The organism is Pseudomonas sp. AG1028 (assembly GCF_007993955.1).
GTDB lineage: Bacteria > Pseudomonadota > Gammaproteobacteria > Pseudomonadales > Pseudomonadaceae > Aquipseudomonas > Aquipseudomonas straminea.
The window spans coordinates 224320-250541 of sequence record NZ_VIVP01000010.1 but is presented as its reverse complement, the minus strand read 5'-3'; the positions used below and the strand labels follow the sequence as shown (position 1 = coordinate 250541).

The window sequence follows — 26222 nt, the reverse complement described above, 5'->3', positions numbered from 1 at the left end:
TGCATTCTTTATCGGCGCTTTGGTGAAGGGGTGGGGCGAGGTCTCCTACCGTCTGTACTGCTGCGAACAGTCAGAATTGGCTTTGTCGTCCCACCCCCCCTTCGAGTATCACCATACAAGCGGCTTTAGCCGCGAGCTCTTTGTTTGCCTTGAAAAACTCGCGGCTAAAGCCGCTCCCACAAGATCGCGAGCAGCAGCAAAATGGCGTAAGCGGACGCAAGGCCCCTGACTGTGGAAGCGGGTCATGCCCGCGAAAAATCACGGTATGGACTGAGCGTTCCCGCCCGCTGCCACAATGAGTCCGCCAGCATTACCGTGTTGCTTGCACGCTCAGTGATGTAGGGAGGACAACGCTTTTTTTGTCCACCATTGCGATTGCAAAACGGTGGATGGGTGAAGCTCCATCCATCCTACGAATGGCTACACCTGCCTTGTAACTGCCGCTTCATGTACATAGAGATCGTGACTCAAATCCTCGGCGCGCTCTTGATCGTCGACAGGGCGCGTTCGATGGCTTCGTGGGGCGTCGAAGGCATGGCCTGCTCGACGTAGTTGTACTTGCTGTTGTCCAGAACCAGCATCTGGGCCTTCTTCGCCAGCTTGTCGATGTCGTAGCCCAGGTCGATGCAGGCACCCATCAAGGCCATGATGGTCTGCTCCAGCACCCTTTCATTCTGTGTCGCCATTTACCCACCTCGGTCATGGCCAGTCAGCGGCCGCATCGAGCGCGGACAATTCCGTGCTCCACTGCTGAGCTATGACTGCACGCCCTGCAGAAGGATTCAGCACAAGTTGCGCAGCTCCAGACACTTGCCGATGAGTGACCTGCCGCTGCGCTTACCACGTTATGAGCGATAGGCCGCGCGATAAAACAGCGAGCGCTCGCACAGAGCGGCAGGTGCCGGAGTGCTAAGATTGCCGCCGCCTTTCGCAGCACCGCGCACCACGCGCCAGGCCAGGAAGGCCGCATAAACTCATCATGGACAGGCATCGAACAGACGATGAAAAAATCAGCAGCACTAGCAATCGCGTTGGTAACGGTCGGCGCAATCAGTACCGGCGGGGCCTGGTACACCGGTACCCAGTTACCGGGTGTTCTCGACAATCTGATCGCCGAGGCCAACCGGCAGAGCGCCGATGCGCTGCTCGGCACCAGCGTTTCCAGCAAACTCGAACTGCTGTCGCTGGATACGCGGCTGTTCAGCAGTACGGCGCACTACCGCTTCTCGCTGGACGCACCAGACAAGGACGGTGAGCCTCGGCATATCGAGATCCTGTTGGTGGACAACATCGAGCACGGCCCGCTGCCGCTTTCGCGGCTGGCGCGCCTGAACCTGTGGCCGGTCATGGCCGCCAGCAACTATCAGCTGGAGCCTAACGAGCTGACCCAGAAGTGGTTCGACGCTGCCAAGGGCGCCGCGCCGCTGACCGGTACAGGCGTGCTGGGTTACGGCGGCGCGACCCAGGGCACTCTGGTGCTGACGCCGCTGGACTTCGCACCTTCGCCAACCGCCACGGTCAAGTTCTCGGGCATGAACCTGGATATCGAAGCCAGCAAAAATGCCCGGGACGTGCAGGTCAGTGGTGGCATGGACAGCCTGGTCGTCAGCACCACGGATGACACGCCCATGCAGGCTGACCTGCGCGGCCTGACCATCAGCAGCGAACAGCGCCTGGGCAGCGGTGATTTCTACGTGGGCGAGAGCAGCATCAAGCTGGCCACTTCGCAGATCAAGTTCGGCGACAAGCCGGCGTTGTTGATCAAGGACATCGCCCAGACCGGCAGCCTGCAAGAGGCGGGTAGCGCGCTCAATGGGCAGATCGGTTACGACATCGGCAAGGTCAGCTATGACGGCAAGGACATCGGCGGCCTGCGCATGCTGTGGTCCATCAAGAACTTCGACAGCGTGGCGATGCAGTCGCTGATCAAGCTCTATCAGGACAAGCTGACGCCTGCTCAGCAGGCCGCGGCCCTCGGTGAAGAAGCGCCGAAACCCGAGCTTTCGGCCGACGAAGAAGCGCGCATGAAGGCCGATCTCGACAAGCTGCTGGCCGGCAAACCACAGCTGGCGCTGGATAACCTGACGCTCACTACCGAACATGGCCAGGCCTCGCTGCATGTGGCGGTGGACTTGGACAAGCCTGAGTCCTTCGACCTGCCACCTGACGAACTGGCCCGCCAGGTGATCGACAAGCTGGACGCCAAACTGTCGGTCGCCAAGGCGGTGATCGGTGATGGCGTACGCGTTCAGGCGCTGGTCGAAGGCGTCACCGATGCCAAGGCCGTCGAAGAGCAGGCAGCGATGATGACCGAGATGGGCAGCGGCATGGCCCTCGGTACCGGCCTGGTGACCCTGGAAGGCGATGCCCTGCAATCCAGCCTGCATTACGCCGACAACAAGGTGACCTTCAACGGTCAGGACATGAGCGTCGATGAGTTCGTTACCCTGGTGATGGCCAAGACCGGCGGCATGGGCGGCGGTCTGGGTGACGATCCTTCGGCTTACGATTCGCAAGACGGATCGCAGTACGATGAAGGCGCTGAACAGCCCGAGTAACGCGCGCTGCTGATGCAAAAAAGCCAGTCATATCGACTGGCTTTTTTATGCGCTGGTGTTGGCTTAGAAGCTGTACTTGGCGGTCAGCATCAGGTTGCGTGGGGCGCCATAGGTGTCGCCGCCGTACTGCGTGGACGTGGAAATCGACGAGTAGTACTTCTTGTCGAAGATGTTGTTGGCGTTGAGCTGTAGATCCAGATTCTCGTTCACCGCGTAGCCTGCCATCAGGTTGGTGAGGGCGTAGGCTTGTTGCTTGAGACGGTAGCTGCTGCCGTTGTCCAACGGGATATCGTTGTACATCCGGCTCTGCCAGGAAAGGTTGCCGCCGACGCGCAACTTCTCCAGCGGGCCCTGGAAGCGATAGACGGTTGAGAGTTTGAACAGGTGCTCTGGCATATCGGTATCGAAGCGCTGATTCTCATTCTGCGGATTCTTGGCGTCCTTGATGGTGTGCACACGGGCGTAGGTATAGCCCGCGCCCAGTTGCCAGTTCTCGGTCAGCGCCCCCTGAACCTCAAGGTCGATACCCTGGCTGCGTACCTCACCGGCGGCGTCGTAGCATTTGGCCTGCGGGCAGCCCAGCGGCGTGGTTTCAACCGCACGGTTTTCCTGGTCGATGCGGAACAAGGCTGCGCTGGCATTGAGTGCGCCATCGAAGTACTCGCCCTTGATCCCCACTTCGTAGTTCTTGCCAACGATAGGGGTTACCGGGGTCCCGCTGCTGTCCTTCTCGTCTTGCGGGGTGAAAATGTCGCTGTAGCTGACATAGACCGAGTGGTGGTCATCCAGGTCGTAGATCAGCCCGGCGTAGCGGGTGACGTTGCGGGTAACCTTGTAATCGGCCGTCGAGCTTTCCTTGTCGTCGTAGTCGTACCAATCCAGGCGACCGCCGAGGATCAGTTTCAGCGGGTCTGCCAGGCTCAGGCGGGTGGTGACGTAAACGCCATCTTGGGTGGTGACGGTGCGCTTGCTGCCGGTACGCGTGAAGTCCGGTTTGCCGCCGTCTACCGGCCAGGTTGTTACATAAGGGCTGTAGCTGTGGGTGTTCATGTCCGCGATGCGTTTGCTGGCACCTACTACCAGTTCATGAGTGCGCCCGAGAGCCTCGAACGGACCACTGACGAAGCTATCCAGACCGATCTTGTGCTCGTCGTATTTGGCTTGCCAGACGGTGCGCTGCAGACTTCTGTCTGCGGCGAATCGTGATTGGTATGAGCCCGAAAAGATCGCGTTCAGGTCGGAGTAATCGGCATTGACCTGTAACTTCCAGTCATTGGCCAGCTGGTGGCGCAGTTCGGCGAACAGCGTATTGGTTTCCTGCTCCTTGTTTTCCCAGCTGGTGCCCGGGTTGTAAGAGCGCGGCAGGTCCTGGTGGCGACCATCGAGGCCGACCAGCGAGGCACCCCAGAAGTTGTTGGTCTTGTCCTTCTGGTGGGAGAAGCCGACGCTCAGGGTGGTGAAGTCGCTCAGGTCCGCCTCGGTGATGGCGTAGAACAGGCCGTGATCTTCTTCGGCGCCGTCGACGTAGCTGTTGGCATCGCGATAGGACGTCACCACCCGACCGCGCAGGGTGCCACTGTCGTTGAGCGGGCTGGAGGCGTCGACTTCGCCTCGGTAGTCGTCCCAGCTGCCGGCCGCGCCGGTGAGAGTGACGCGCTGATCGGCCAGCGGGCGCTTGCGTACCATGTTGACCGCTGCCGAAGGGTTGCCTGCACCGGTGACCAGGCCGGTGGCGCCGCGCACGATCTCCACCCGGTCGAACATCGCCAGGTTTGGTTGCACGCCCACACCGACACCGTTGTAGCCGCTGGGGATGCCGTCATACATCAGGTTGTCGATCTCGAAACCACGGGCGTAATAGGTTTGCCGGCCCGGGCCGCTGGCATAGCTGAGAAACACACCCGGCGTAGCGTCGATGGCGTCGTTGATGCTGGTCATGCCCAGGTCGTCCATGCGCTGACGGGTGATCACAGTGGTCGCCTGGGGCGTTTCGCGCATGCTCATGGGCAGCTTGGTGGCAGTGGACATGGCGCCGGTGGTGTAAGAGCGCGAGCCTTCGGTGGTGCTGCCCAGTTGAGTGTTGGTGATCTCGGTCGCGCCGAGTTCCAGCACGCCGCTTGCGGCTCCGTCCTGTATTTCTTGGCTTTCCTGAGCCATGGCCGGCGTCATAGCGGCCATGCAGATGGCCAGGGCCAGGTGATTGCGGGACGAAGCGAAGCAGCGGGGCGGGGTGAGGCGCGACATGGAGGCTTCCCTGAATATGTATTTGTAGACGTTATGATTTTGAGAATCGTTACTATTATATTGCCGAAAAGTTCCCCGATGACAACGCATCCTGATCAAATACCTCGGTTGATCAACGGTTTAATGTGTCGAGAGGCGCAAGCAGTGGCCGCTCGGCCTATGGCTACCAAGGGGGCGAGATGACACGTGAGCTCGAAAATAGTCTTGCGGTGGTGGTGCTTCGGCCGGCGCGGGTCACCGACCTGCCGGCGATCTACCGGGGCGAACTGGGCTATATCCGCCAGTGGGAACCGCAGCATGAGCACGACTGGCGAATGGTTGCCGAGCGGCATATCGAGCAGTGGGTCGAGAACTTCGAGCGGCTGACCATCGCCTGTATCGATGGCGAGCTGGTGGGTTATTCGCTATGGCGAGAGGAGCAGGGCAGTGCCGAGCTGTGCACACTGCACGTCAGCGAGGCGCACAGGCGCAAGGGGATTGGCCGCAGGTTGATGGAGGGTTATATCGAGCAAGCGCGACAGGCGGGCTTGGAGAGACTGAACCTGGATGTGCGGGGCGACAATCCGGCCCGGCTGCTCTATGAGCACGCCGGGTTCGTCGCGGTTGGCGTCAATGCTCGCGGCTACCTGCAGTACGAACTGTTGAGCCGCGGGCGGCAGCTTATCGACTGGCTGGCGTCGCCACGGGCGCCTGGGGCTTGAGCGGCTGGGTGCGCGGCAGCAGCGCGGTGGCCAGGCCCAGCAACGGCAGGAAGGACACCAGATGGTAGACCCAGACGATGCCGTGCACGTCGGCCAGCTCACCGAGTGCGGCCGCGCCGATGCCGCCGATGCCGAACATAAGGCCGAACATCAATCCAGACACCATGCCCACGCGGCCCGGTACCGCTTCCTGGGCGTAAACCACCAGGGCGGCGAAGGCCGAGGACATCACCAGCCCGATCATGATCGCCAGCACCGCCGTCGCCGTGGCGCCGACGTAAGGCAGGGCCAGGGCGAAGGGCGCCACGCCCATGAAAGAAATCCAGATCACCGCCTTGCGGCCAATGCGGTCGCCCACCGGGCCGCCGGCGAAGGTGCCGAACGCCACCGCGGCGAGGAAGATGAACAGGTAGATCTGGCTCTGCTGAACGCTCATGGCGAAGCGCTCGATCAGGTAGAAGGTGAAGAAATTGGTGAACGCCGCGATGTAAACGAATTTGGCGAACATCAGCACGCAGATCACTGCGATGGCCTGGATCACCTGGGCGCGGCCCAGGCCAGCGGTCTGCTTGCCGGCCAGGCTCTTCAGCTTGGCCTGGCCGTGGTGCACGCTCCAGATGGTCAGGCGGCAGAGCACGAAGATCGCCAGCGCGGCGGCCAGCATGAACCAGGCGATGGCGTGCTGGCCGTAGGGGATGACGATGGCCGCCGCCAGCAGCGGGCCGAGCGCCGAGCCCGAGTTGCCGCCGACCTGGAAGGTAGACTGCGCGGTGCCGAAGCGCCCGCCTGAAGCCATCCGCGCGATACGCGAGGCTTCCGGGTGGAAGGTCGCCGAGCCCACGCCGACCACCGCCGCGGCCAGTAACAGCATCTCGTAACTGCTGGCGAAGGCGAGCAGGGCGATGCCGATAAAGGTCATCAGCATGCCCGAGGGCAGCAGGTAGGGTTTGGGATGCTTGTCGGTGTACATGCCGATCCACGGCTGCAGTAGCGAGGCGGTGATCTGGTAGACCAGGCCGATCCAGCCGATCTGCGCGAAGCTCAAGGAGAATTGAGCCTTGAGCATCGGAAACACGGCGGGCATCACCGACTGGATCAGGTCGTTGAGCAGGTGCGAGAAGGCGGCGGCGCCGACCACCGGCAGCAGAAAGTTCTGGGCCTGCGGGGTGGAGGTGGCGGGGGTGAGATCGGGTGTCGTGGATTTCATGGGTAAGGCTTCATATGACGGTCGGGCCTGCTGGCGTTTCGAACCAAGTCACCCGGATGGCGGAACAGGGCGCCAAGCTTAAGGCCGCAAGCGCCGCCTGTCTTGCCCGATTCGGCAATGGCTTAAACTTCCGTGCTGCCAGGCGGGTCGACTTCCAACACACCGCGACCGATGGCAAGACTCGATGCATAACCATCAACAGCTACTGCAGGCGGCCTCTAGCCGATGAGCCGACGCAAGACTGCCGCTCTGACCACGCCCGACGGTCGTTACCTGATCGTCCGTGGTCGGCTGTGGCGCTGTTCCAGTCCGGAGCTGAACGAGACGCAGCGCCAGGCACTGGTGGGCGAGCTGATGGAGGCCCGTCGTCTGGTCAAGGCCGCCAAGGCATTGGACGACGCCGAATCGCTTCGGCAGGCACGCGGCCAGGTGCAGGCCAGCAAGGTCGCGCTGGGCGAGCGCGGGCCGGTGTGGTGGCGCGATGGCGCGCCGGACTACAACCGCTATCTGGTCGCCAATAGTCCCTACGCCGAGTGGTTCGCCAGCCTCGACTGCGCAAGGGACGAATCGTCTTGTTCGACACAACCGTGACCGAGATCTATATCGCCTGCACAGGGGGCTGGGCACTTCGCCTATCTGTGCGTACGCTGTGCGCGCCCGATTGCTCAGTGCTTGTTCGGCCAAGGGGCAGGGGCCAGGCGATGGCAGGGCGGCGAACAGGGAGTATCAGACGTGCATGATTCCGGTCGACGGCAATTCGACCTGCCTTCCGGTGCGGGTAATCCACGCAGCCTGCTGATCGCCGCGGTGGTTTTCGTCTGCGCCATTTTGCTGCTGTCCACCGCATTGCACGTGCGCTGGGACAAGGCCCAGGCCCTGGCCAAGAACACCGAAGCCATGCAGACCCTGGCGGCGGCGCTGAACAGCCAGGCAGAATCGACCATCCGCGTGGCCGATACCGTGCTCACTGCGCTGGTCTCCATGCACCGCTCCGGCGGCCATGGTGAGGCCAACATTCGTAAACTGAATCAGGTGGCCAGAACCCAGATACGTGAGCTGGGCGAGCTGGATGGCCTGTACATGTCCGACGCTCGTGGCCAGTACTTCCTGGCTACCAATGGCGACACCCAGGCGCTCAATAACGCCGATCGCGTGTATTTCCAACACCACCGCAAGAGTGGCGGCAGCGAGCTGTACATCGGCCAGCCGGTGCTGGGCAAAACCACCGGACAGTGGGTCATCACGTTGTCGAAAGGCATCTATGACGATGACGGCACCTTTCAGGGCGTCGCCCTGGCCACCCTCAGCGTCGAACGATTCCGCACTCTGTACCGTTCGCTGCCGCTTGGCGAGCAGGGCATCGTGGTGCTGGCCAAACGTGATGGCACCATCCTCGCCCGCTCCGAAAGCGATGCACAGACCTACCTGACCAACATTTCCCAGAGCCCGATGCTGCAGGCCATCAACAGTGGCACGCCAAGGGGAGCGGTAACGTTGAACGCCATCGTCGACGGCGTGCGGCGGGTCTACGGCTTCGATTCCAGCCTCAAGTACCCGATGCTGGTGGCGGTCGCCGCCCCCGAGGAGCAGGCGCTGGTGGCCTGGCGGCAGCGTGCCTGGACGATGTGGAGCTTTGCCGTTGGGGCGGTGTTCGGCGTCGGCATAATGGGCTTGCTGGTGCTGCGTGCGCTGGGCCGGCAGTCTGCCATGGCCCTTGAGCTGCGCGCTGCTCATAAGTCCCTGGCGACCGCCAATACCACTCTGAAAACCCTGGCCACTGAGGATGGGCTGACCGGTCTGGCCAACCGCCGACATCTCGACGCCTATCTGGCCAGCGCCTTTTTACGCGCTCGACACGAGGGCACTTCGCTGGCTTTCGCATTGGTCGATGTGGATTTCTTCAAGGGCTACAACGATGCCTACGGGCACCAGCGCGGCGACCAGGCGCTGATCGAGGTCGCCAAGGCGATGCGCGCCCGGGTGCGCCGTGAGGGCGATCTGGTAGCGCGTTACGGCGGCGAAGAAATGGCCATCGTGCTGCCGGGCGTGTCCGCCGAACAGGCCCTGGCCATGGCCGAACAGGTGCGGGAGGCGGTGCAGCATCTGGGTATCGAACATCGTCAGTCCGCCTATGACCAGATCACCGTGAGCGTCGGTGTGGTAGCCGGCGTGCCTGGCGTCGATTTCAGCGACGCCGAAGCCATGGTGGCCGCTGCCGACCAGGCGCTCTACGCCGCCAAGGGTGGCGGGCGCAACCGCGTGGTACTGGCTGCGCTTTAAGCTGCCGATCCGTTGCCCGTCACACCCTATGAGCGCGCCGGGCCGGCCTCCACTTGCTCGCGCAGCAACTGTAGATAACGGCGTGCGCCGAGGCCCAGCGGGCGGCTCTTGTACCAGATCACATCGACCCACAGGCGGATCTGGCTGGCCATGTTGTCGAACTTCACCGCCGCCAGCACACCCGAGTCGATCATCGGCTGTACCAGTGGGTGAGGCAGGTACGCCCAGCCCATGCCGGCCTGTACCAGATCGAGGGTGGCCATGTAGCTGTCGGTCAGCCACACCCGGTGCGACAGCACGATCTGCGGCTCCGAGGCCTGGGGGTCACCGCTGGCCACCACGATCTGACGGGTGTCAGCCATCTGCCCGGCATCCAGCCGCTTGCCCTCACTGTCGAACGGATAGCCCGGCGCTGCCACCGCGGTGAGCAGTTGGCTGCCGGCCTCGGCGAAAGCCTCGCGTTCATCGATACCGGGGCGCTCGAACATCAACGCCACCTGCGCGCTGCCCTCGTGAATCATGCGCACTGCGTCGGTCTGTGCGGCCGAGCGGATTTCGATTTCCAGGGTCGGGAATTCCCGCGCCAGGGTAGTCAGCGGCCGGCTCCAGGCGCCGGTCTGCAGCTCCGGCGCCATGGCGATCACCAGGCGCCGCTCCAGGCCCTTGTGCAGTTGCAAGGCGTGAGCATCAAGCAGGTTCAGCTGGCTGACCACCTGCCGCGCCTGTGGCTCCAGAGCGCGGGCGGCGGGCGTAGGCAGTGCCTTGCGGGTCGAACGGTCGAACAGCTCCAGGTCCAGCTCGGCCTCCAGTTGCGAGACAGCCATGTTCACGGCCGAGGGCACACGGCCCAGCACCCGGGCGGCGGCGGAGAACGAGCCTTCGTCGATGACGGCGAGAAAGACCCGCAGTGATTCGCTGGTGAAGACCATGATTGTCAGATTTCCTGATAACAGTTGTCTTTTTGTATCAGATTTATGCGCTTAGCATCCAGCCCATCAGAACTCGATTCATGAGGTGGGTATGTTCAGGGCAATGGCAGGTCAGGTCGCGTTGGTCAGCGGTGCCGGCAGCGAGAGTGGCATCGGTATGGCCATCGCGCGTCGCCTCGGTGCTGCGGGCGTCAAGCTGATCGTCACCGCCAGCAGCGCGCGCATTGCCGAGCGAGTGGCCGAGCTGCGCGCTGCGGGCTTTGAAGCCGAAGGCCGCGCGGTCGACCTGACCGACGAGGCCCAGGTGCAGGACTTCGCCCGTTGGGCCGAAGCCTGCTGGGGGCAGATCGACATCCTCGTCAACAACGCCGGCATGGCCATGCAGGGTAGCCCCGAGCCTTTCGTCGAGGTCTCCAAGATGAGCCTGGATATCTGGAACCTGTCGATCTCGCGCAACCTGACCACCGCCTTCCTGCTTACCCGCGCTGTGCTGCCGGGCATGCAGCAGCGCGGTTATGGCCGCGTGGTGCACGTCAGTTCGGTGACCGGTACCCGCGTCGGCAACCCAGGTGAGGCCGGTTACAGCGCGGCCAAGGCCGGCATGGTCGGCCTCAACCTGTCGCTGGCGCTGGAGGTGGCTGGGCAGGGGATCACCGTCAACTCAGTTGCGCCAGGCTGGATCGCCACCGGCGCCACCCAGCCGGAAGAACAGCGCGCCGCCGCCTACGTGCCGGTGGGGCGCGCCGGGCATCCCGAAGAAGTCGCGGCCGCGGTGGCCTTTCTGGCGTCGCCGGAAGCCAGCTACATCACTGGCGAGACGCTGACCATCGATGGCGGTAACGCGCTGATCGAGAACAAGGCGCCCTGAACACAACCTGTCAACCGATTACCAAACGGCTTGCAGAGCCGAGGAGTGAACCTGATGCAACCTGTCGTTCTGATTACCGGTGTGCTCGGCGGAATCGGCCAGGCCGTGTGCGAGCGTTTCGCCGCCAGCGGCTGGCGCGTGTTCGGTACCGACCTGGACGCAACCGGCCTGGCTGGCCTGCAGGCCGCTGGCAAGGTGGTCGGCGCCCACGCCGCGGACATCCGCAAGCCCGGCGCCTGCCGCGAGGTGGTCGCCGCGCTACTGGCCAGCACCGGCCGCCTGGACGCCCTGGTCAACTGCGCCGGTGTGTGGCGTGAAGGTCCGGTGGAGACATTCAGCGAAGAAGACTTCGACATCGTGCTGGACGTGAACCTCAAGGCCACCTTCTTCATGTGCTCGGCCAGTATCCCGGCGCTGCGCGAGAGCAAGGGCGCCATCGTCAACATCTCCAGCGACGCCGGCCGCCAGGGCAACCGCAACGCCGCTGCGTACTGCGCGAGCAAGGGCGCGGTGACCGTCATGACCAAGGCGCTGGCGCTGGACCTGGCCCCCGATGGCGTGCGCTGCAACAGCGTTTCGCCGGGCGATGTGGAAACCCCGATGCTCAAGTTCCAGGCCGAGCGCTACGGCAATGGCGACATGAGCGCCTACTACCAGGAGCTGCTCGCCAAGTATCCGCAAGGCGAAGCCGCCCGTTTCATCCAGCCCGGCGAAGTGGCCGATCTGGTGTTCTTCCTCTGCCAGAGCAGCACCCGCTCGATCACCGGCGCGGACCTGGCAATCGACTGTGGTGTGTCGGCCGGCAACTGAGTGTTGCGCCGACCCAATTGACAACAACAGGAGCCTTCCCATGTACCAGAGTGGCATCAACGATAAAGCCGTAGAAACCTTCGCAGCCCGTGAGCGCGAGGTTTTCCTGCAACGCAACCCGAAATCCGCCGAGCTGGCCAAGCGTGCCCGCAACTCCCTGTTCGGCGGCGTGCCGATGCACTGGATGAACGACTGGTCGATGCCCAGTTCGTTGTTCGTCAGCCGCGCCAAGGGCGCGCGTTTCTATGATGTCGACGGCCACGAGTACATCGACTTCTGCCTGGGCGACACCGGCAGCATGTTCGGCCACTCGCCGGATCCCATCGCCAAGGCTCTCGCCGAGCAGGGTGCCAATGGCCTGACCACCATGCTCCCGGGCGAAGACGCGATCATCGCCGGGGAACTGCTCGCCGAGCGTTTTGGCCTGCCGTTCTGGCAGGTGGCGACTACCGCGACCGACGCCAACCGCTTCGTGGTCCGTTGGGCCCGCGCCATTACCAATCGTAAGGTGCTGCTGGTGTTCGACGGCTGCTACCACGGTACCGTCGACGATGTGATGGTGCGCTGCAAGGAGGGCCGTACCGTGCACCGCGGCGGCCTGATCGGTCAGGCCCGCAACTTGGCCAAAACCAGCCGCGCCGTACCGTTCAACGATGTAGCGGCGCTGGAAGCGGCCCTCGCCCAGGGCGACGTGGCAGCGATTCTCTGTGAGCCGGCGATGACCAACATCGGCATGGTGTTGCCCGAGCCAGGCTTCATGGAAAAGGTCCGTGAGCTAAGCAAGAAATACGGCAGCCTGCTGATCATCGACGAAACTCACACCATCTCCACCGGCCCTGGCGGTTGTACCAAGGCCTGGAATCTGAAACCGGACTTCATCACCCTCGGCAAGCCGATTGCTGGCGGCGTGCCGTGCTCGGTGTACGGTTGCAGCCACGAAATGGCCCAGGCCATGCGCCTGGCCCAGCAGCACGCCAGCGAAACCAGCAGTGGCCACGGCCACAGCGGCATGGGCACTACGCTTTCGGCAAACGCCCTGGCGATGCGCTGCATGCGGGTGAACCTGGAGCAGGTGATGACGCCTGCTGCCTACGAGCACATGCTGTCGCTGTCGGCACGTCTGGCCGAGGGCCTGCGTGGCCTGGTCAGCAAGCACGGCCTGAACTGGTCGGTGACCGAGCTGGGCGCGCGCTGTGAGTTCCAGTTCTGTGCCACTTCGCCGAAAACCGGTGCCGAGGCCGAAGCGGCGTTCCACGACAACCTGCAGATGGCCATGCACCTGTACCTGATCAACCGCGGCATCCTTATCACGCCGTTCCACAACATGACCCTGTGCAGCCCGGAAACCACCGCTGCCGACGTCGACAAGCTGATCGCCACCCTTGATGAGGGGCTGAGCGAGCTGCTGGCGATTCCCGGTGCCCGCGCCTAACCCTGCTGGCCGGCGCGATCGCGATGATTGCGCCGGTGTTTCCGTCATCCTTTTCGAGTACTGATCATGCAATTCGCCGACATTCAGGAAGCCCGCGATTTTCTCGCTGCCCACCCCGAGGTGCGCAGCATCGAACTGATGCTGATCGACGCCAACGGCATTCCGCGCGGCAAGCTGCTGCACCGTGAAGAGCTGCTGGCGATCTACCAGAACGGTCGCCCGCTGCCCAGCTCCATCCTGGCCCTGACCATGCAGGGTGAGGACGTCGAAGCCACCGGCCTGGTCTGGGAAGTGGCCGACGCCGACTGCTGGACCTACCCGCTGCCCGGCAGCCTGACCCTGCAACCCTGGCGCAGCACGCCAACCGGGCAACTGCAGGTGAGCATGCACCCGACTCAGGGCCTGCCTGCCGCGCCAGCCGATCCGCGCCACGCGCTGGTGCGGGTTATCGACCGACTCAAGGCTGACGGTTTCTACCCGGTAATGGCTGTGGAGCTGGAGTTCTACTTGCTCGACAAGCATCGCGACGCCAGCGGCCGCCCGCAACCGGCGGTACAGATGAATGGCGTGCGCCCCGAAGCACCCCAGGTTTACGGTGTGTACGAGCTGGAGCAGGTGCAGCCGTTTGTCGATGATCTCTATGCGGCCTGCGAAGCTCAGGGCCTGCCAGTACGTACGGCGATTTCCGAATACGCACCGGGCCAGCTGGAGCTGACCCTGGAGCACCGCTTCGACGCGCTGCAGGCCGTCGATGAAGGCCTGCGCTACAAGCGCCTGGTCAAGGGCGTGGCCAACAAACACGGCCTGCAGGCCTGCTTCATGGCCAAGCCGTTCGGCGACCTGGCCGGCAGCGGCATGCACATGCACGTCAGCCTGGCCGACGAACAGGGCAACAACCTGTACGCCAGTGAGGACCCGCAGGGCACGCCGCTGCTGCGCCACTCCATTGGCGGCATGATGGCCACGCTGCTCGACTCCCTGGCGATCTTCTGCCCCAACGCCAACTCGTTCCGTCGCTTCCAGGCCAACAGCTACGCGCCGCTGGCCAAGAGCTGGGGCGTTAACAACCGCACCGTGTCGTTCCGCGTACCGGGCGGCCCGGCGATCAGCCGCCATATCGAGCACCGCATCTGCGGCGCCGACGCCAACCCGTACCTGGCGGCCGCGGCGATTCTCGCCGGCATCCATCACGGCATCCGTGAGCAGATCGACCCGGGCGCCGCCATCGTCGGCAATGGCTACGAGCAGGCCACCGAGTTCCTGCCCACCGACTGGCTGACCGCATTGCGCGCGCTGGAAGCGTCGACCTGGGCCCGCGAAGCCCTGGGCGAGGAATTCCTCAAGGTGTTCTTGGCGATCAAGAAAACCGAGTACCGTCAGTTCATGGCTGAGGTCGGCGAACAGGACTGGCGCTGGTATCTGAACCACGCCTGAGTGGAAAAGGTGACGATATGATCGAAGTAACCGAAGTCTCCATCGCCGAGCTGCGTGCGGCGCTCGAGGCTGGCCACACCACAGCGGTCGAGCTGGTGAAGGCCTACCTGGCGCGGATCGACGCTTACGATGGCGCGCACACTGCCACGGCGCTCAACGCCGTGGTGGTGCGTAATCCCGATGCCCTGAAGGAAGCCGAAGCCTCCGATGCCCGCCGCGCCTGCGGCGAGCTGCTGAGCCCGTTGGACGGCATCCCCTACACCGCCAAGGACAGTTATCTGGTCAAGGGCCTGACTGCCGCTTCCGGCAGCCCGGCCTTCAAGGACTTGGTCGCCCAACGCGACGCCTTCACCATCGAGCGGCTGCGTGCTGCCGGCGCCATCTGCCTGGGCAAGACCAATATGCCGCCGATGGCCAATGGCGGCATGCAGCGCGGCGTGTATGGCCGTGCGGAAAGCCCGTACAACGCCAACTACCTCACCGCACCGTTCGCCTCCGGCTCGTCCAATGGTGCCGGCACGGCAACGGCGGCGAGCTTTTCCGCCTTTGGCCTTGCCGAGGAAACCTGGTCGAGCGGACGCGGCCCGGCGTCGAACAACGGCCTGTGCGCCTACACACCCTCGCGCGGGGTGATCTCGGTGCGCGGCAACTGGCCGCTGACCCCGACCATGGACGTTGTGGTGCCTTATGCGCGCAGCATGAGCGACCTGCTAGAAGTGCTCGACGTGGTAGTCGCTGATGACCCTGATACCCGTGGCGACCTGTGGCGTCTTCAGCCCTGGGTGCCGCTGCCCAAACCGTCCGAGGTGCGCCCGGCGTCTTACCTTGCTCTGGCAGCCAAGCCTGAAGCGCTGAAAGGCAAACGCCTGGGCGTGCCGCGCATGTACATCAACAAGGATGAGCTGGCCGGCACCAGCGAAAAGCCGGGCATCGGCGGCCCCACCGGCCAGCGTATACATACACGTGCCTCGGTGATCGCGCTGTGGGAACAGGCTCGTGCCGCGCTGGAAAGCGCCGGTGCCACGGTGATCGAAGTGGACTTCCTGCTGGTCTCCAACTGCGAGGGCGACCGCCCAGGTGCACCGACCGTTTACAACCGTGGCCTGGTGCCGCACCAGTTCCTGCTCGACGAACTGGGTGAGCTGACGGCGTGGGCCTTCGATGATTTTCTGCGCGCCAATAACGACCCGAAACTCAATCGTCTGGCCGACGTCGACGGCCCGCAGATCTTCCCTCACGAGCCGGGCACGTTGCCCAACCGTGAAGATGACCTGGCCGTGGGCATGGACGAGTACGTGCGCATGGCCCAGCGCGGTATCACGCCGTGGAACGAGGTGGCCAGCGCACCGGAAGGCATGCGCGCCTTGGAAAAGACCCGCAAGCTGGATCTCGAGGACTGGATGGACAGCCTGCAGCTCGACGCGGTGATCTTCCCGGCAGTGGCCGATGTCGGCCCGGCGGATGCGGACGTCAATCCGGTATCCGCCGATATCGCCTGGAGCAATGGTATCTGGGTCGCCAACGGCAACCTCGCCATCCGCCATCTCGGTGTGCCGACCGTGACCGTGCCTATGGGCGTGATGGCCGATATCGGCATGCCGGTCGGTCTGACCTTCGCCGGCCGCGCCTACGACGACAACGCGCTGCTGCAACTGGCTTCCGCCTACGAGGCGACCGGCAACAAACGGCAGATCCCGCCGCGCACGCCGCCGCTCGGAGTCTGACCCTCACCAGACGTTGCCGCGTTCGGCAACGTCTGGTCCGTGGAATACCTCCCTGGGCCCTGAGTTTCGGGCTGTTGCATTTCCCGCGTTTTCATCGCCTGCGACGCATTGGCGCAGGTGAATCCAACGCCTCATATCGAGTAGCCTTGCGCCTGTATTTTTGCAGCAGTCGCTGGGAGTCGAGCTTTGAGTCACAAGAGCAAAACCTTTCTCTGGGGCGGTGTAGGCCTGAGCCTGCTGGTGCTGGTCATCGCGTTCCGGCTGTTCTTCGTCTGGGCCACCACGTTGCCGCTGGACGCCCCGGTGCGCCTCGATCAGGGCGAAACCGTCGAGCTGCCGGTAGAGACCCGGACCCTGGAATTCGACACCCTGGCCGTGGTGTTCTCCACCGCCGAGCTGCCGCTGTTCACGGTGCGCAAGCTGTCCGGCGGGCCGATCTGGGAGAACGAGCAGTGGGTCGAATACCCGCCAGCGCCGCTGACCCTGGCCTGGAAACTGCTCACCCCAAGTGGTGAACTGGTGTCCGAAGGGCAGGGTTCGCTGGGCGCCGAGCTGACCAGTTACGGCAGCGACCAGATCACCCGCGCCGTGGCGCGCCTTCCCATGCAGCCCGGTGATTACCGTCTGCAGGTGCAGGTGCTTAACCCGGATGCTCGCTTTGGCGAAGTGGATACCCGCCTGGCCTTCGTGGCCGCCGGCAAGGGCCAAACCTGGCAAAGCGGCGTGGCCTGGTGGGGCTCGATCATCGCCGGCGTGCTGCTGATTCCCTTCGTGATCATCTGCGGCCTGCTGGCCCTGCACAACTTCATTCGCTGGCGCTATGGCGAGCCGTCGGCGGACTGAGTTGCTGGCGGGCGGCCCTGGCGGCTCGCCTTAGAACCTCTTCACGATCCTTGTGTGCCTGAAGCGGCAGGTACCAGGCAGAAGCGGACATCAATGATCCATTGTGGGAACGGGCGGGGACGCCCAGTCCATGCCCGCGAAAAAATCACGGGCATGGCCCGTTCCCACAGGATAGTTGGACGGCCCCTTGCGCCATTTTGTTGCCAAAATCGCCGAACCTGAACTGAAAAATCATGACAGGCTCTCAGAACCTGTTGCGCACGTCGGTGGCCAGAAGCGCCTGTTCGAAGCGCTCCAGAAACACCGCCTCGGCGTGGGTGCGCTTCTGGTCGCGGTTCCATAGCAGGTAGACGTTCACGTCGATCACTCCCTCCGCCGGCGGCAGGCGCCACACTTCGCCGGCTTGCACGTCCTTGGCGACGATATGTTCGGGCAGGCAGCCGATGCCGTAGCCGGCGGCGACCAGGCGACGGATTTCGTCGAGGCTCGACGATGAGGCGACGATGCGCCCGGTGAAGCCCTGCTGGTCGCGAAAGATGGTCAGCGGCGACAGGTTGCCGCCAATCTGGTCGCTGGTGAAACTCACGAAGTTCTCGCTTTTCAGATCCGCCAGCTTCAGGTCGTTGCGCCCGAACAGGGCGTGGCGCTTGCCGCAGAAGAACGCATAACGCTGCTTGAGCATCACCCGTTGCTCCAGCCGCGGCTGTGGCGTGCGGCACAGGCTCAGCCCGAACGAGGCGGTTTTCTGCAGCAGGGCACTGACCACGTCGGAGCTGCGCAGCACGTCGAACTCGAACTCCACCCGTGGGTAGTCGACGTGAAAGTTGGCCAGGAAGTCGTCGTAGAAGCTCGACTCGATGCGGCTGATCATCAGAATGCGGATCTTGCCGGCGACGGTTTCTTCCGGCGCGTCGAGTGCCGGGCCCAGACGCGACACCGTGCCGTACAGTTCGGCGGCGATCTGCATGACTTCCTCGCCTGCCTTGGACAGCGTGATGCGCGGCCCGCTGCGGATCACCAGGGCGCTTTCCAGTTGCTCCTCGAGGCGCTTGAGCGCCTGGCTCACCGCCGGCTGGCTCAGGTGCAGGCGCGCAGCGGCGCGGCTGATGCTGCCTTCCTGGCCGATGACGAGAAAGGTGCGCAGCAGGTTCCAGTCCAGCCGGTCGTTGAGAAAACGGCGTGCTTCGGCGTGGCGGTAGCCGGCGTTCATAGGCGTTTAAGTATCCGTTTTACTTATACTTGAGTATTGAAATTAGAAGCTTTGCTTAGCATAGGATCGGGGGGCATGATCTGACAATGCACCGCCAGAGTGCGACCGATCCCCACCGGGGATGAGCTTTTTCTCCTGCCTATAAAAACGAATCCGGGAGCCTGCGATGACCACCCCTACCTCCACGCCGCGTCGTGCCGCGGCGGCCGCCTTCATCGGCACCACCATCGAATTCTACGATTTCTACATCTACGCCTTCGCCGCGGCGCTGGTGCTCGGGCAGCTGTTCTTTCCCAGTGACAACGCGATGCTGAGCACCATGGCGGCGTTCGCCACCTTCGCCGTCGGCTTCATCGCCCGGCCATTCGCTGGCGTGGTGTTCGGCCACTTGGGTGATCGCCTGGGGCGCAAGAAGATGCTGTTGTTCACCATGGTGCTGATGGGCGTGGCGACCACCTGCATCGGCCTGCTGCCGACCTATGCCCAGGCTGGCATCTGGGGCCCGATCGGCCTGGTGGCGCTGCGTTTCCTGCAGGGCATTTCGGTCGGCGGCGAGTGGGGCGGGGCGGTGCTGATGGCCAGCGAACACGCGCCCAAGGGCCGCAAGGTGTTCTTCGCCTCCTTCGCCCAGCTGGGCAGCCCGGCGGGCCTGCTGCTGGCGCTGATCGCCTTTCGCGCCATCAGCGAGATGGATCAGGAGGCGCTGATGACCTGGGGCTGGCGCGTGCCGTTCCTGCTCAGCGGCGTGCTGATGCTGGTGGGCCTGGCGATTCGTTTCGGCGTGCCCGAGTCGCCGGAGTTCGCCAAGGTCAAGGAGCAGAAGCAGACCTCCAAGAGCCCGGTGAAGGACGTGCTGCGCCACAACTGGCGGCAGATCCTGTTCGCCGCGGCGGCGGTGACCATCGGTTCGGGCGGTTTCTTCTTCACCAATACCTTCATGATCACCTACGTGACCCAGTACCAGGGCATCTCCAAGTCGACCATTCTCGATTGCCTGTTCCTGGTCACCATCCTGCAGTTCCTCTCCCAGCCGTGTTCGGCACTACTGGCCGAACGTTTCGGTGAAGGGCGCTTCCTGAAGGGGGTGGCGGCGCTGTGCATGCTGGTGCCGTACCCGATGTTCCTGCTCGTGCAGACCGGCAACCTGGTCTACATGACCGCCGGTATCGCCCTGGCCGTGTTGCTGCTGGCGGCGCTGTATTCGGCGATTGCCGGCTACATGGCCGAGGCCTTTGCCGCCCAGGTGCGCTACTCGGGCATTTCCATCGCCTATCAACTGGGCAGCGGCCTGACCGGCGGTCTCACGCCGCTGATCGGCACCTACCTGGCCGGGCAGTTCGCCGGGCAATGGATGCCGCTGGCACTGTTCTTCAGCGTGCTCGCCCTGATGTCGCTGGTCGGCGTGATCGGCCTGTCGCGCCTGCGCGCCGAGGAGCGCCGCCACCCTAGCCTGTCCAACCCGGAGGTCGTGACCCCATGAGCAAGCCCGAGATCATCAGCGATGCCGAGTGGCAGGCGCGCTGCGAACTGGCCGCCTTGTACCGGCTGGTCGCCTACTACCGCATGACCGATCTGATCGACACCCACATCACCCTGCGGGTGCCGGGGCCGGCGCATCACTTTCTGATCAACCGCTACGGCGTCGCGTTCGAGAAGATGCGCGCCAGCGACCTGGTGCTGATCGACCTGCACGGCAATGTGGTGGATCGCCTGGGCGGTGAGCGGCGGGTCAATGCCGCCGGCTTCGTCATCCATTCGGCGATTCACGAAGCCCGCCCGGACATGCACTGCATCGTGCACACCCACACCGCTGCCGGCATGGCCGTGGCTGCCCAGCGTGACGGCTTGCTGCCACTGACCCAGCATGCGCTGAAGTTCTACGGCAACCTGGCGTATCACACCTACGAAGGCATCGCCCTGTCGCTGGAAGAACGCGTGCGCCTGGTGGCGGACCTGGGCAGCCACAAGGCGATGATCCTGCGTAACCATGGTCTGCTGGCCGGCGGCCAGAGCGTGGCCCACGCCTTTCACGAGATCTATTTCCTGGAGCGTGCCTGCCAGGCGCAGATCCAGGCGATGGCGGCGGGCGTGGCATTGAACGTTCCCAGCGAAGCGGTGTGCGAGCACACCGCCGCGCAGTTCGCCCGCGACGGCATCGACGGCATCATCGACCTGGCCTGGCAGGCCGCTCTCAGCCTGATCGAGGAGCAGCGTGATGACTGGTGCCGCTGAAACCCTGCCCAGCGTGGTGCTGCTGTGCCGTGAGCGGCCGCTCGAAGACTGGCTCGCCGAGCTGTTCGCCCGCCATGCCCCCGAACTCAGGGTGCTGCGCCCCGATGAACCGGGCGCCGAACGGGCTCAGGTCGCGGCCTGCTGGTACCCCGCCGAGGGCAGCCTAGGCCGCTTGCCGGGGTTGCGGCTGATCCACTCGATCGGCTCGGGCGTCGACCATCTTGAACATGATCGCTCCAGGCCTGCCGGGCTTCCCGTGTGCCGGGTGGTCGACCCCGATCACTCGCAGGGCATGGCCGAATACGTGCACTGGGGCGTGCTGCATTTTCATCGCGGGTTCGACCAGGTGATCGAGGGGCGCGCGAGCCGGCAATGGCAACGGCCGGTGCAGCGCGCGGCGCGGGATTATCGGGTCGGCGTCATGGGCCTGGGCGCCATCGGCACGCCAGTGGCCGCGCGGCTGGCCCAGGCCGGTTATGGAGTGCGCGGCTGGGCGCGGACGTCGCGGGAGCTGGAGGGCATCGCCACCTTTGCCGGCGCCGACGCATTGCCCGCCTTTCTCGATGGCCTGGACCTGCTGGTCAACCTGCTGCCGCTGACCGCCACCACACGCTGCCTGCTCGACCATGAACTGTTCGGGCATCTGGCCCAGGGCGCGGCGCTGATCAACTGCGGTCGCGGCGAGCACCTGGTGGAGGCCGATCTGCTCGAAGCGTTGGCCAGCGGCCAGTTGCGCGGCGCCTTGCTGGACGTGTTCGCCAGCGAGCCGCTACACCGCGACTCGCCGCTCTGGCAGGCGCCCGGCGTGTGGGTCACGCCGCACATGGCGTCGGCGGCGTCCGACGCCTGCATCGCCCGGCAGATCGCCGACAACCTGCAGCACCTGCACGCCGGCCTGCCGCTGAACCATCAGGTCGATCCCGCGCTGGGTTACTGAATTGCCGACGGGCGCCGCCAGGGTGCGCGCCCCCTCTGTCACGACTACGGACAATCGCCATGAAAACCTTTTTCCACCCTCAGCAACGCCTGCATCATCCCCGCAGTTACCTGTCCCGTGGGCAGATGCGCGAGCCCCAGGAAATTCCGGCACGTATCGACCCGTTGCTGGCCATGGCCCGCCAGCTCGGTTTCGCGGTCGTCGAGCCGGCGGATCACGGCCTCGCGCCGCTGCGCGCGGTGCACAGCGACGCCTATCTGGACTACCTGCAAAGTGCCTATGCCCAGTGGCACGAGGTCGACGAGGACTGGGGCGACGAGGTGATGTCGAACATCTTCATCCGCGAGAACAATCCGTTGCGCGGCATCCTCGGCAAAACCGCGCGCTACCTCGCTGACGGCAGTTGCCCGATCGGCGAGCACACCTGGACGGCCGCCTACTGGTCGGCCCAGGCCGCCGTCGCCGCCGCCCTGGCGATACGTGATGGCGAGCCCCAGGCCTACGCGCTGTGCCGCCCGCCGGGTCACCACGCGCGGGCCGAGGCGGCCGGCGGCTTCTGCTTTCTCAACAACGCGGCCATCGCTGCCCAGGTGCTGCGCGCCAGTTTCGAGCGGGTCACCATCCTCGACACCGACATGCACCACGGCCAGGGCATCCAGGAAATCTTCTACGAGCGCGACGACGTGCAGTACGTCTCCATCCACGGCGACCCAACCAACTTCTACCCGGTGGTGGCCGGCTTCGACGACGAGCAGGGCGCAGGGGCCGGCAAGGGTTACAACCTGAACCTGCCGATGGCCCATGGCGCCTCCGAGGCAGACTTCTTCACCTGCCTGGGCCAGGCCGAACAGGCGATCAGCGCGTTCGCGCCGCAGGTGCTGGTGCTGTCGCTGGGCTTCGATATCTACGAGAACGACCCGCAGTCCAAGGTCGCGGTCAGCCACGCCGGGTTCGAGGCACTGGGCCGGCGCATCCGCGCCCTTGGCCTGCCGTGTGTGGTGGTGCAGGAAGGCGGGTACGACATCGCCACCCTCGACGAAAACGCCTCGCGGTTCTTCAAGGGGCTGCTGGGCTGAGCAGGCGAATTTCAGCCAGCATGAGCCGGGCCGGATGTTACTGGATCTTTCAAGATATTTCCGCCCTGAAATGGAGGTGAACTAAAGTTCCGGCAGCGCAATCTCCCCCTATGCGCTGTCAGCGCGAGCCAGATGGGCCGGTGCAGGTGCGCCGGCTTCCAGCCCCGGGATCGCTGAACGATAAGGAGCCACCGTGACCGTTACCACTCACCCCGACTACCGCTACAGGCCAGGGCCGCTGCACGCGATGCTGCTGGCCGGCACCGTTCCGCTGTTTCTCGGCGCGCTGCTGAGCGATATCGCCTATTACAACAGCTTCCAGGTCCAATGGGCCAACTTCGCGGCCTGGCTGATCGCCGGCGGCTTGCTGTTCGCCGGCCTGGCGCTGCTGTTTGCCCTGGGCAACCTGATCGGCGCACAGCGCAAGGCCGGCCGTCCGGTGCTGTATTTCCTGCTGCTGCTGGTCACCTGGGTAATCGGGTTGATCAACGCCTTCGAGCACGCCAAGGACGCCTGGGCGGTGATGCCCACCGGGCTGGTGCTGTCGGCTGTCGTTGCCGTGCTGGCGGTGATCACCGCCTGGCTGGGCCTGAGCAACCTGCGTTCGGGAGGTGAGCGATGAAAACGGCAAGTGCACTGACCACCCTGAGCATGGCGCTGCTGCTCGGCGCCTGCGGCGGCGAAGCGGACACCACCCTAGAACGCGGCCCCAACCCGAAACTGCCCGAGCCACAACGCGGCCTGCTGCCAAGCATGAAGATCGCCGAGCCGGCCGAGTGGGGCGATAAGCTGCCCACCGTGCCGGAAGGCTTCAGCATCACGGCGATCGCCACCGACCTGAAGATTCCGCGCCAGACCCTGGTGTTGCCCAACGGCGACATCCTCGTGGCAGAAGGCCGTGGCGGCAATGCGGCCAAGCTCAAGCCCAAGGACGTGATCGCCAGCTACATCAAGGCTCAGGGCAATACCAAGGTCAAAGGCGGTAACCGCCTGACCCTGCTGCGTGATGCCGACGGTGACGGCACCTACGAAACCCAGACGGTATTCGCCGAGAACCTCAATGCGCCCTACGGCCTGGCCTTCCACGAGGGCAACCTGTACGTGGCCAACCAGGATGCCGTGGTGCGCTTCGACTACCAGGACGGTCAGACCCAGGCCAGCGGCGAGCCGGCGAAGGTCACCGACCTGCCGAAAGAGATCAACCATCACTGGACCAAGGCGATGACCATCAGCCCCGATGGCCGTTACCTGTACGTCGGCATCGGCTCGAACAGCAACATCGGCGAGCGCGGTATGGAAGTCGAGGCCGACCGTGCGCTGGTCTGGCAGATCGATGCCGAAAGCGGCATGCACAAACCCTACGCGACCGGCCTGCGCAACCCGACCGCGCTGACCATCCAGCCGGAAACCGGGCAGCTGTGGGCGGTGGTCAACGAGCGTGACGAGCTGGGCCCGGACCTGGCGCCGGATTACCTGACCTCGGTGCAGGAGGGCAAGTTCTACGGCTGGCCTTACGCCTACTGGGGCCCGAACGCCGACACCCGCGTGCAGCCGCACAAGCCGGAAATGGTCGATATCACCATCAAGCCGGACTACGCCCTCGGCTCCCACGTGGCGGCGCTGGGCGTCGACTTCTCCATCCCGGAGATGGGCGAGCAGTTCGCCAACGGCGTGTTCGTCGGTGAGCACGGCAGCTGGAACCGCGACAACCCGGTGGGTTACAAGGTGATCTTCGTGCCGTTCGCCGATGGCCGTCCGGCTGGCGAGCCCATCGACTTCGCCACCGGCTTCCGCGGCGAAGATGGCAAGACCCGCGGCCGCCCGGTGGGCGTGACGGTCGACCCGAAAGGTGCGCTGATCATCGCTGACGATCTGTCCAACACCATCTGGCGCGTAACGCGCAATCAGTGAGCCTGATGTCTCGGGGCGGGCCACCGCCCCGAGATTCACTCAATCACAGCAGACGATCGAGCTGTACCGCGCTGGCAATGTCAGTGCTAAGTCGTCCTGCCGCGTTCTCCAATCACCTCGAAATCGCCACTGCCAATGCGTTTACGCGCTACGCTCGTCTGCCTGGATCAGTCATCCATTTTCAGGAGCAGCAGATGGCGGACAAGCAGCACCACTACGACGTACGCGTGACCTGGACCGGCAACGAGGGCAGCGGCACGTCCTCCTATCGCGGTTACAGCCGTGCCCACAGCATCGAGGCCGCGGGCAAGCCCGCCATCGCCGGTTCGTCCGACCCGAGCTTTCGCGGTGACCCGGCGCGCTGGAATCCCGAGGAGCTGCTGGTCGCGTCGCTTTCCGCCTGCCATAAGCTCTGGTACCTGGGCCTGTGCGCCGGTGCCGGCATCGTGGTGAGCGCCTACGAGGACAACGCCCAGGGCGCGATGCTCGAACAGGCCGACGGTGCCGGGCAGTTCACTTCGGTGGTGCTGCGGCCCAAGGTGACGCTGGCCGCCGGCAGCGATCTGGAAAAGGCCCGTGCCCTGCATCATCAGGCCCACGAAATGTGCTTTATCGCACGCTCGATGAATTTCCCGGTCAGCCACGAGCCCGAGCTGGTGATCGAGACTCCCGCCTGAAAAAGGCCGCCCCGATACCGAGGCGGCCCGCATCCCGTTAGCGGCGGCGGAAGATCATGCCGCCGTGATGCAGCGTGTCGCGGTCGACGAACTCGCCATCGGCGGTGAAGCCGGTATCGTCCCAGTAGTCGATATGGGTGCCGTTGACTTCATAGCGCCCCTGATAAGCGCTTTCTCGTGTGCCGCGTGCTTCGTCGTAGCGGTTGTTGGGCAGCAGCTCGTGGCGGATCTGACCGTCGTCGGTGACCCACATGCCGACGTAGGGATGGTTGGCCATGGTGTTCTCCTGGCTGGGCGGCGTGGTCGCCGCTGTTGACGAGGCGGCGAGCACCACTGCGGGTGTCGCCAAAAGGAGCGCACCCAGCAGCAGGGCGCGCAGGCAGATAGCTCGGCGATTCATGGTCATCACGCCGGATCGGGGATGCGCTGCAGCACATCGTCGTAGGCCGGCAGGTCGAGGTACGCCGATACCTCGTAGGCCTTGCCGTCGCGCATGCGGAAGATCCACGCGTAGCTGTTGCGATAGGGCTGGCCATCGCGGGCCACGCCGGTGCCGTCCCACTGGATGATCACGTGGTCGCCATCGGCCCACACCTGCTTGCTCACCGGCCGCACCGGCTCGGACAGGCGTGCGGCGAACGGCTGGACCGCCTGGCCTACGAAGGCGTCCACGCCGTGATGGGTGCCGGCGCTGGGTCCCGAGCCTTTGATGGTCCACACCACGTCGGGCGCCAGGATGTCGCGGAAGAAGGTATTGCCGCCGGCTGCCCAGCGATCGAACGCTTCGCTGACGGCCTGCTTGTTGCGGGCTTCGACTTCGCTGTTCACGTCCGCCTGTGCCAGGCCAGGCAGCAGAACGCCGAGCAGCAGGGCACCGCCAAGTGCCGCGGCACGGGTGTGACGCAAGGTTGCAATACGCATGGTTGATTGCCTCTCTTCCAGTTGGTCTGTCTGATCGGCGCGCCTGACCTATGCTGGCCGGCGTCGCCAATTTTGTGGAACCTGCGAACGGATCCGCCTGCCTGATCGTCTGAGTTCGTGCTGCTGTGCAGTGTTGTCCACTCAGTACGAATCAAGAGCCATACCCGCTGGCTGCCGATCTGTCGTAGAGGAGTCTGCCGGTGCGGCGCGTTATGCTCGTAGCCGGAT

25 protein-coding genes are annotated in these 26222 nt (G+C 64.4%); 18 read left to right on the top strand and 7 right to left on the bottom strand.

Annotated elements, in window-relative coordinates; genetic code table 11:
* Window positions 1-229: hypothetical protein (locus FB481_RS23265; RefSeq protein ID WP_218571909.1), on the top strand; the 229-nt coding region annotated here is incomplete at its 5' end.
* A 238-nt stretch (window positions 230-467) separates the two neighbouring features.
* Here FB481_RS23265 and FB481_RS18300 read toward each other — a convergent pair.
* Window positions 468-686: a hypothetical protein gene (locus FB481_RS18300; protein WP_013790309.1), complete on the bottom strand. Its 219-nt coding sequence runs from the start codon at window positions 684-686 to the stop codon at window positions 468-470.
* Between the two features lie 315 nt (window positions 687-1001).
* Between FB481_RS18300 and FB481_RS18295 the strand changes: the two genes are divergently transcribed.
* The gene (locus FB481_RS18295) at window positions 1002-2558 is read left to right on the top strand and encodes a YdgA family protein (RefSeq protein ID WP_178109897.1); all 1557 of its coding nucleotides are present in this window, start codon (window positions 1002-1004) and stop codon (window positions 2556-2558) included.
* Window positions 2559-2621: 63 nt separating this feature from the next.
* Here FB481_RS18295 and FB481_RS18290 read toward each other — a convergent pair whose 3' ends face one another.
* The gene (locus FB481_RS18290) at window positions 2622-4802 is read right to left on the bottom strand and encodes a TonB-dependent siderophore receptor (protein WP_147177276.1); all 2181 of its coding nucleotides are present in this window, start codon (window positions 4800-4802) and stop codon (window positions 2622-2624) included.
* A 179-nt stretch (window positions 4803-4981) separates the two neighbouring features.
* On the opposite strand from FB481_RS18290, the gene FB481_RS18285 reads away from it, so the two are divergent.
* Entirely contained in the window at window positions 4982-5503 is a 522-nt protein-coding gene (locus tag FB481_RS18285; protein ID WP_147177275.1) for a GNAT family N-acetyltransferase, read from the top strand.
* Here FB481_RS18285 and FB481_RS18280 read toward each other — a convergent pair.
* Window positions 5463-6710, bottom strand: coding sequence for an MFS transporter (locus FB481_RS18280; protein WP_147177274.1), 1248 nt, complete (start codon window positions 6708-6710; stop codon window positions 5463-5465). The genes FB481_RS18285 and FB481_RS18280 overlap by 41 nt on opposite strands.
* Before the next feature lie 225 nt (window positions 6711-6935).
* On the opposite strand from FB481_RS18280, the gene FB481_RS18275 reads away from it, so the two are divergent.
* Together FB481_RS18275 and FB481_RS18270 are read left to right on the top strand one after the other, a co-directional pair.
* Window positions 6936-7301, top strand: a complete 366-nt coding sequence (locus FB481_RS18275) for a hypothetical protein (protein WP_147177273.1) — start codon at window positions 6936-6938, stop codon at window positions 7299-7301.
* Between the two features lie 141 nt (window positions 7302-7442).
* Window positions 7443-8990, top strand: a complete 1548-nt coding sequence (locus FB481_RS18270; RefSeq protein WP_147177272.1) for a sensor domain-containing diguanylate cyclase — start codon at window positions 7443-7445, stop codon at window positions 8988-8990.
* A 26-nt stretch (window positions 8991-9016) separates the two neighbouring features.
* On the opposite strand, the gene FB481_RS18265 is transcribed toward FB481_RS18270, so the two are convergent.
* A complete protein-coding gene (locus FB481_RS18265) occupies window positions 9017-9919 on the bottom strand; it encodes a LysR family transcriptional regulator (RefSeq protein WP_013790316.1) in 903 nt (300 codons plus the stop codon).
* Between the two features lie 91 nt (window positions 9920-10010).
* On the opposite strand from FB481_RS18265, the gene FB481_RS18260 reads away from it, so the two are divergent.
* The 6 genes from FB481_RS18260 to FB481_RS18235 all read left to right on the top strand — a co-directional run bounded on the left by FB481_RS18260 (window position 10011) and on the right by FB481_RS18235 (window position 17030).
* Entirely contained in the window at window positions 10011-10787 is a 777-nt protein-coding gene (locus FB481_RS18260) for an SDR family NAD(P)-dependent oxidoreductase (protein WP_093506042.1), read from the top strand.
* 54 nt (window positions 10788-10841) lie between these two features.
* Window positions 10842-11597: an SDR family NAD(P)-dependent oxidoreductase gene (locus FB481_RS18255; protein WP_093506040.1), complete on the top strand. Its 756-nt coding sequence runs from the start codon at window positions 10842-10844 to the stop codon at window positions 11595-11597.
* Between the two features lie 40 nt (window positions 11598-11637).
* A complete protein-coding gene (locus FB481_RS18250; protein ID WP_147177271.1) occupies window positions 11638-13029 on the top strand; it encodes an aspartate aminotransferase family protein in 1392 nt (463 codons plus the stop codon).
* A 66-nt stretch (window positions 13030-13095) separates the two neighbouring features.
* Window positions 13096-14463 carry a glutamine synthetase family protein gene (locus tag FB481_RS18245; protein WP_147177270.1) on the top strand — a complete coding sequence of 456 codons (1368 nt, stop codon included), beginning with the start codon at window positions 13096-13098 and terminating at the stop codon, window positions 14461-14463.
* 17 nt (window positions 14464-14480) lie between these two features.
* Complete coding sequence (locus FB481_RS18240; protein WP_147177269.1) at window positions 14481-16187, top strand: amidase; 1707 nt, start codon at window positions 14481-14483, stop codon at window positions 16185-16187.
* A gap of 186 nt (window positions 16188-16373) precedes the next feature.
* Window positions 16374-17030, top strand: a complete 657-nt coding sequence (locus FB481_RS18235) for a hypothetical protein (RefSeq protein ID WP_147177268.1) — start codon at window positions 16374-16376, stop codon at window positions 17028-17030.
* Window positions 17031-17274: 244 nt separating this feature from the next.
* Here FB481_RS18235 and FB481_RS18230 read toward each other — a convergent pair whose 3' ends face one another.
* Window positions 17275-18240 carry a LysR family transcriptional regulator gene (locus FB481_RS18230; RefSeq protein ID WP_027905836.1) on the bottom strand — a complete coding sequence of 322 codons (966 nt, stop codon included), beginning with the start codon at window positions 18238-18240 and terminating at the stop codon, window positions 17275-17277.
* Between the two features lie 166 nt (window positions 18241-18406).
* On the opposite strand from FB481_RS18230, the gene FB481_RS18225 reads away from it, so the two are divergent.
* From FB481_RS18225 to FB481_RS18195, 7 genes are all read left to right on the top strand, one after another.
* Complete coding sequence (locus FB481_RS18225; protein ID WP_147177267.1) at window positions 18407-19720, top strand: MFS transporter; 1314 nt, start codon at window positions 18407-18409, stop codon at window positions 19718-19720.
* Window positions 19717-20472, top strand: coding sequence for a class II aldolase/adducin family protein (locus tag FB481_RS18220; protein WP_147177266.1), 756 nt, complete (start codon window positions 19717-19719; stop codon window positions 20470-20472). Before FB481_RS18225 ends, FB481_RS18220 begins: the two co-directional genes overlap by 4 nt.
* Window positions 20456-21409: a glyoxylate/hydroxypyruvate reductase A gene (locus FB481_RS18215; protein ID WP_147177265.1), complete on the top strand. Its 954-nt coding sequence runs from the start codon at window positions 20456-20458 to the stop codon at window positions 21407-21409. The genes FB481_RS18220 and FB481_RS18215 overlap by 17 nt, the downstream gene beginning before the upstream one ends.
* A 59-nt stretch (window positions 21410-21468) precedes the next feature.
* Window positions 21469-22485: a histone deacetylase family protein gene (locus tag FB481_RS18210; protein ID WP_147177264.1), complete on the top strand. Its 1017-nt coding sequence runs from the start codon at window positions 21469-21471 to the stop codon at window positions 22483-22485.
* Between the two features lie 193 nt (window positions 22486-22678).
* Window positions 22679-23107: a DUF2231 domain-containing protein gene (locus tag FB481_RS18205; protein ID WP_147177263.1), complete on the top strand. Its 429-nt coding sequence runs from the start codon at window positions 22679-22681 to the stop codon at window positions 23105-23107.
* Entirely contained in the window at window positions 23104-24396 is a 1293-nt protein-coding gene (locus tag FB481_RS18200; RefSeq protein WP_147177262.1) for a sorbosone dehydrogenase family protein, read from the top strand. The genes FB481_RS18205 and FB481_RS18200 overlap by 4 nt, the downstream gene beginning before the upstream one ends.
* A gap of 194 nt (window positions 24397-24590) precedes the next feature.
* Window positions 24591-25073 carry an OsmC family protein gene (locus FB481_RS18195; protein ID WP_147177261.1) on the top strand — a complete coding sequence of 161 codons (483 nt, stop codon included), beginning with the start codon at window positions 24591-24593 and terminating at the stop codon, window positions 25071-25073.
* 37 nt (window positions 25074-25110) lie between these two features.
* Here FB481_RS18195 and FB481_RS18190 read toward each other — a convergent pair whose 3' ends face one another.
* Window positions 25111-25350, bottom strand: a complete 240-nt coding sequence (locus FB481_RS18190) for an Atu4866 domain-containing protein (protein WP_027909276.1) — start codon at window positions 25348-25350, stop codon at window positions 25111-25113.
* Window positions 25351-25478: 128 nt separating this feature from the next.
* Window positions 25479-25994, bottom strand: a complete 516-nt coding sequence (locus FB481_RS18185) for a nuclear transport factor 2 family protein (protein WP_093506016.1) — start codon at window positions 25992-25994, stop codon at window positions 25479-25481.
* Between the last annotated feature and the right edge of the window lie 228 nt (window positions 25995-26222).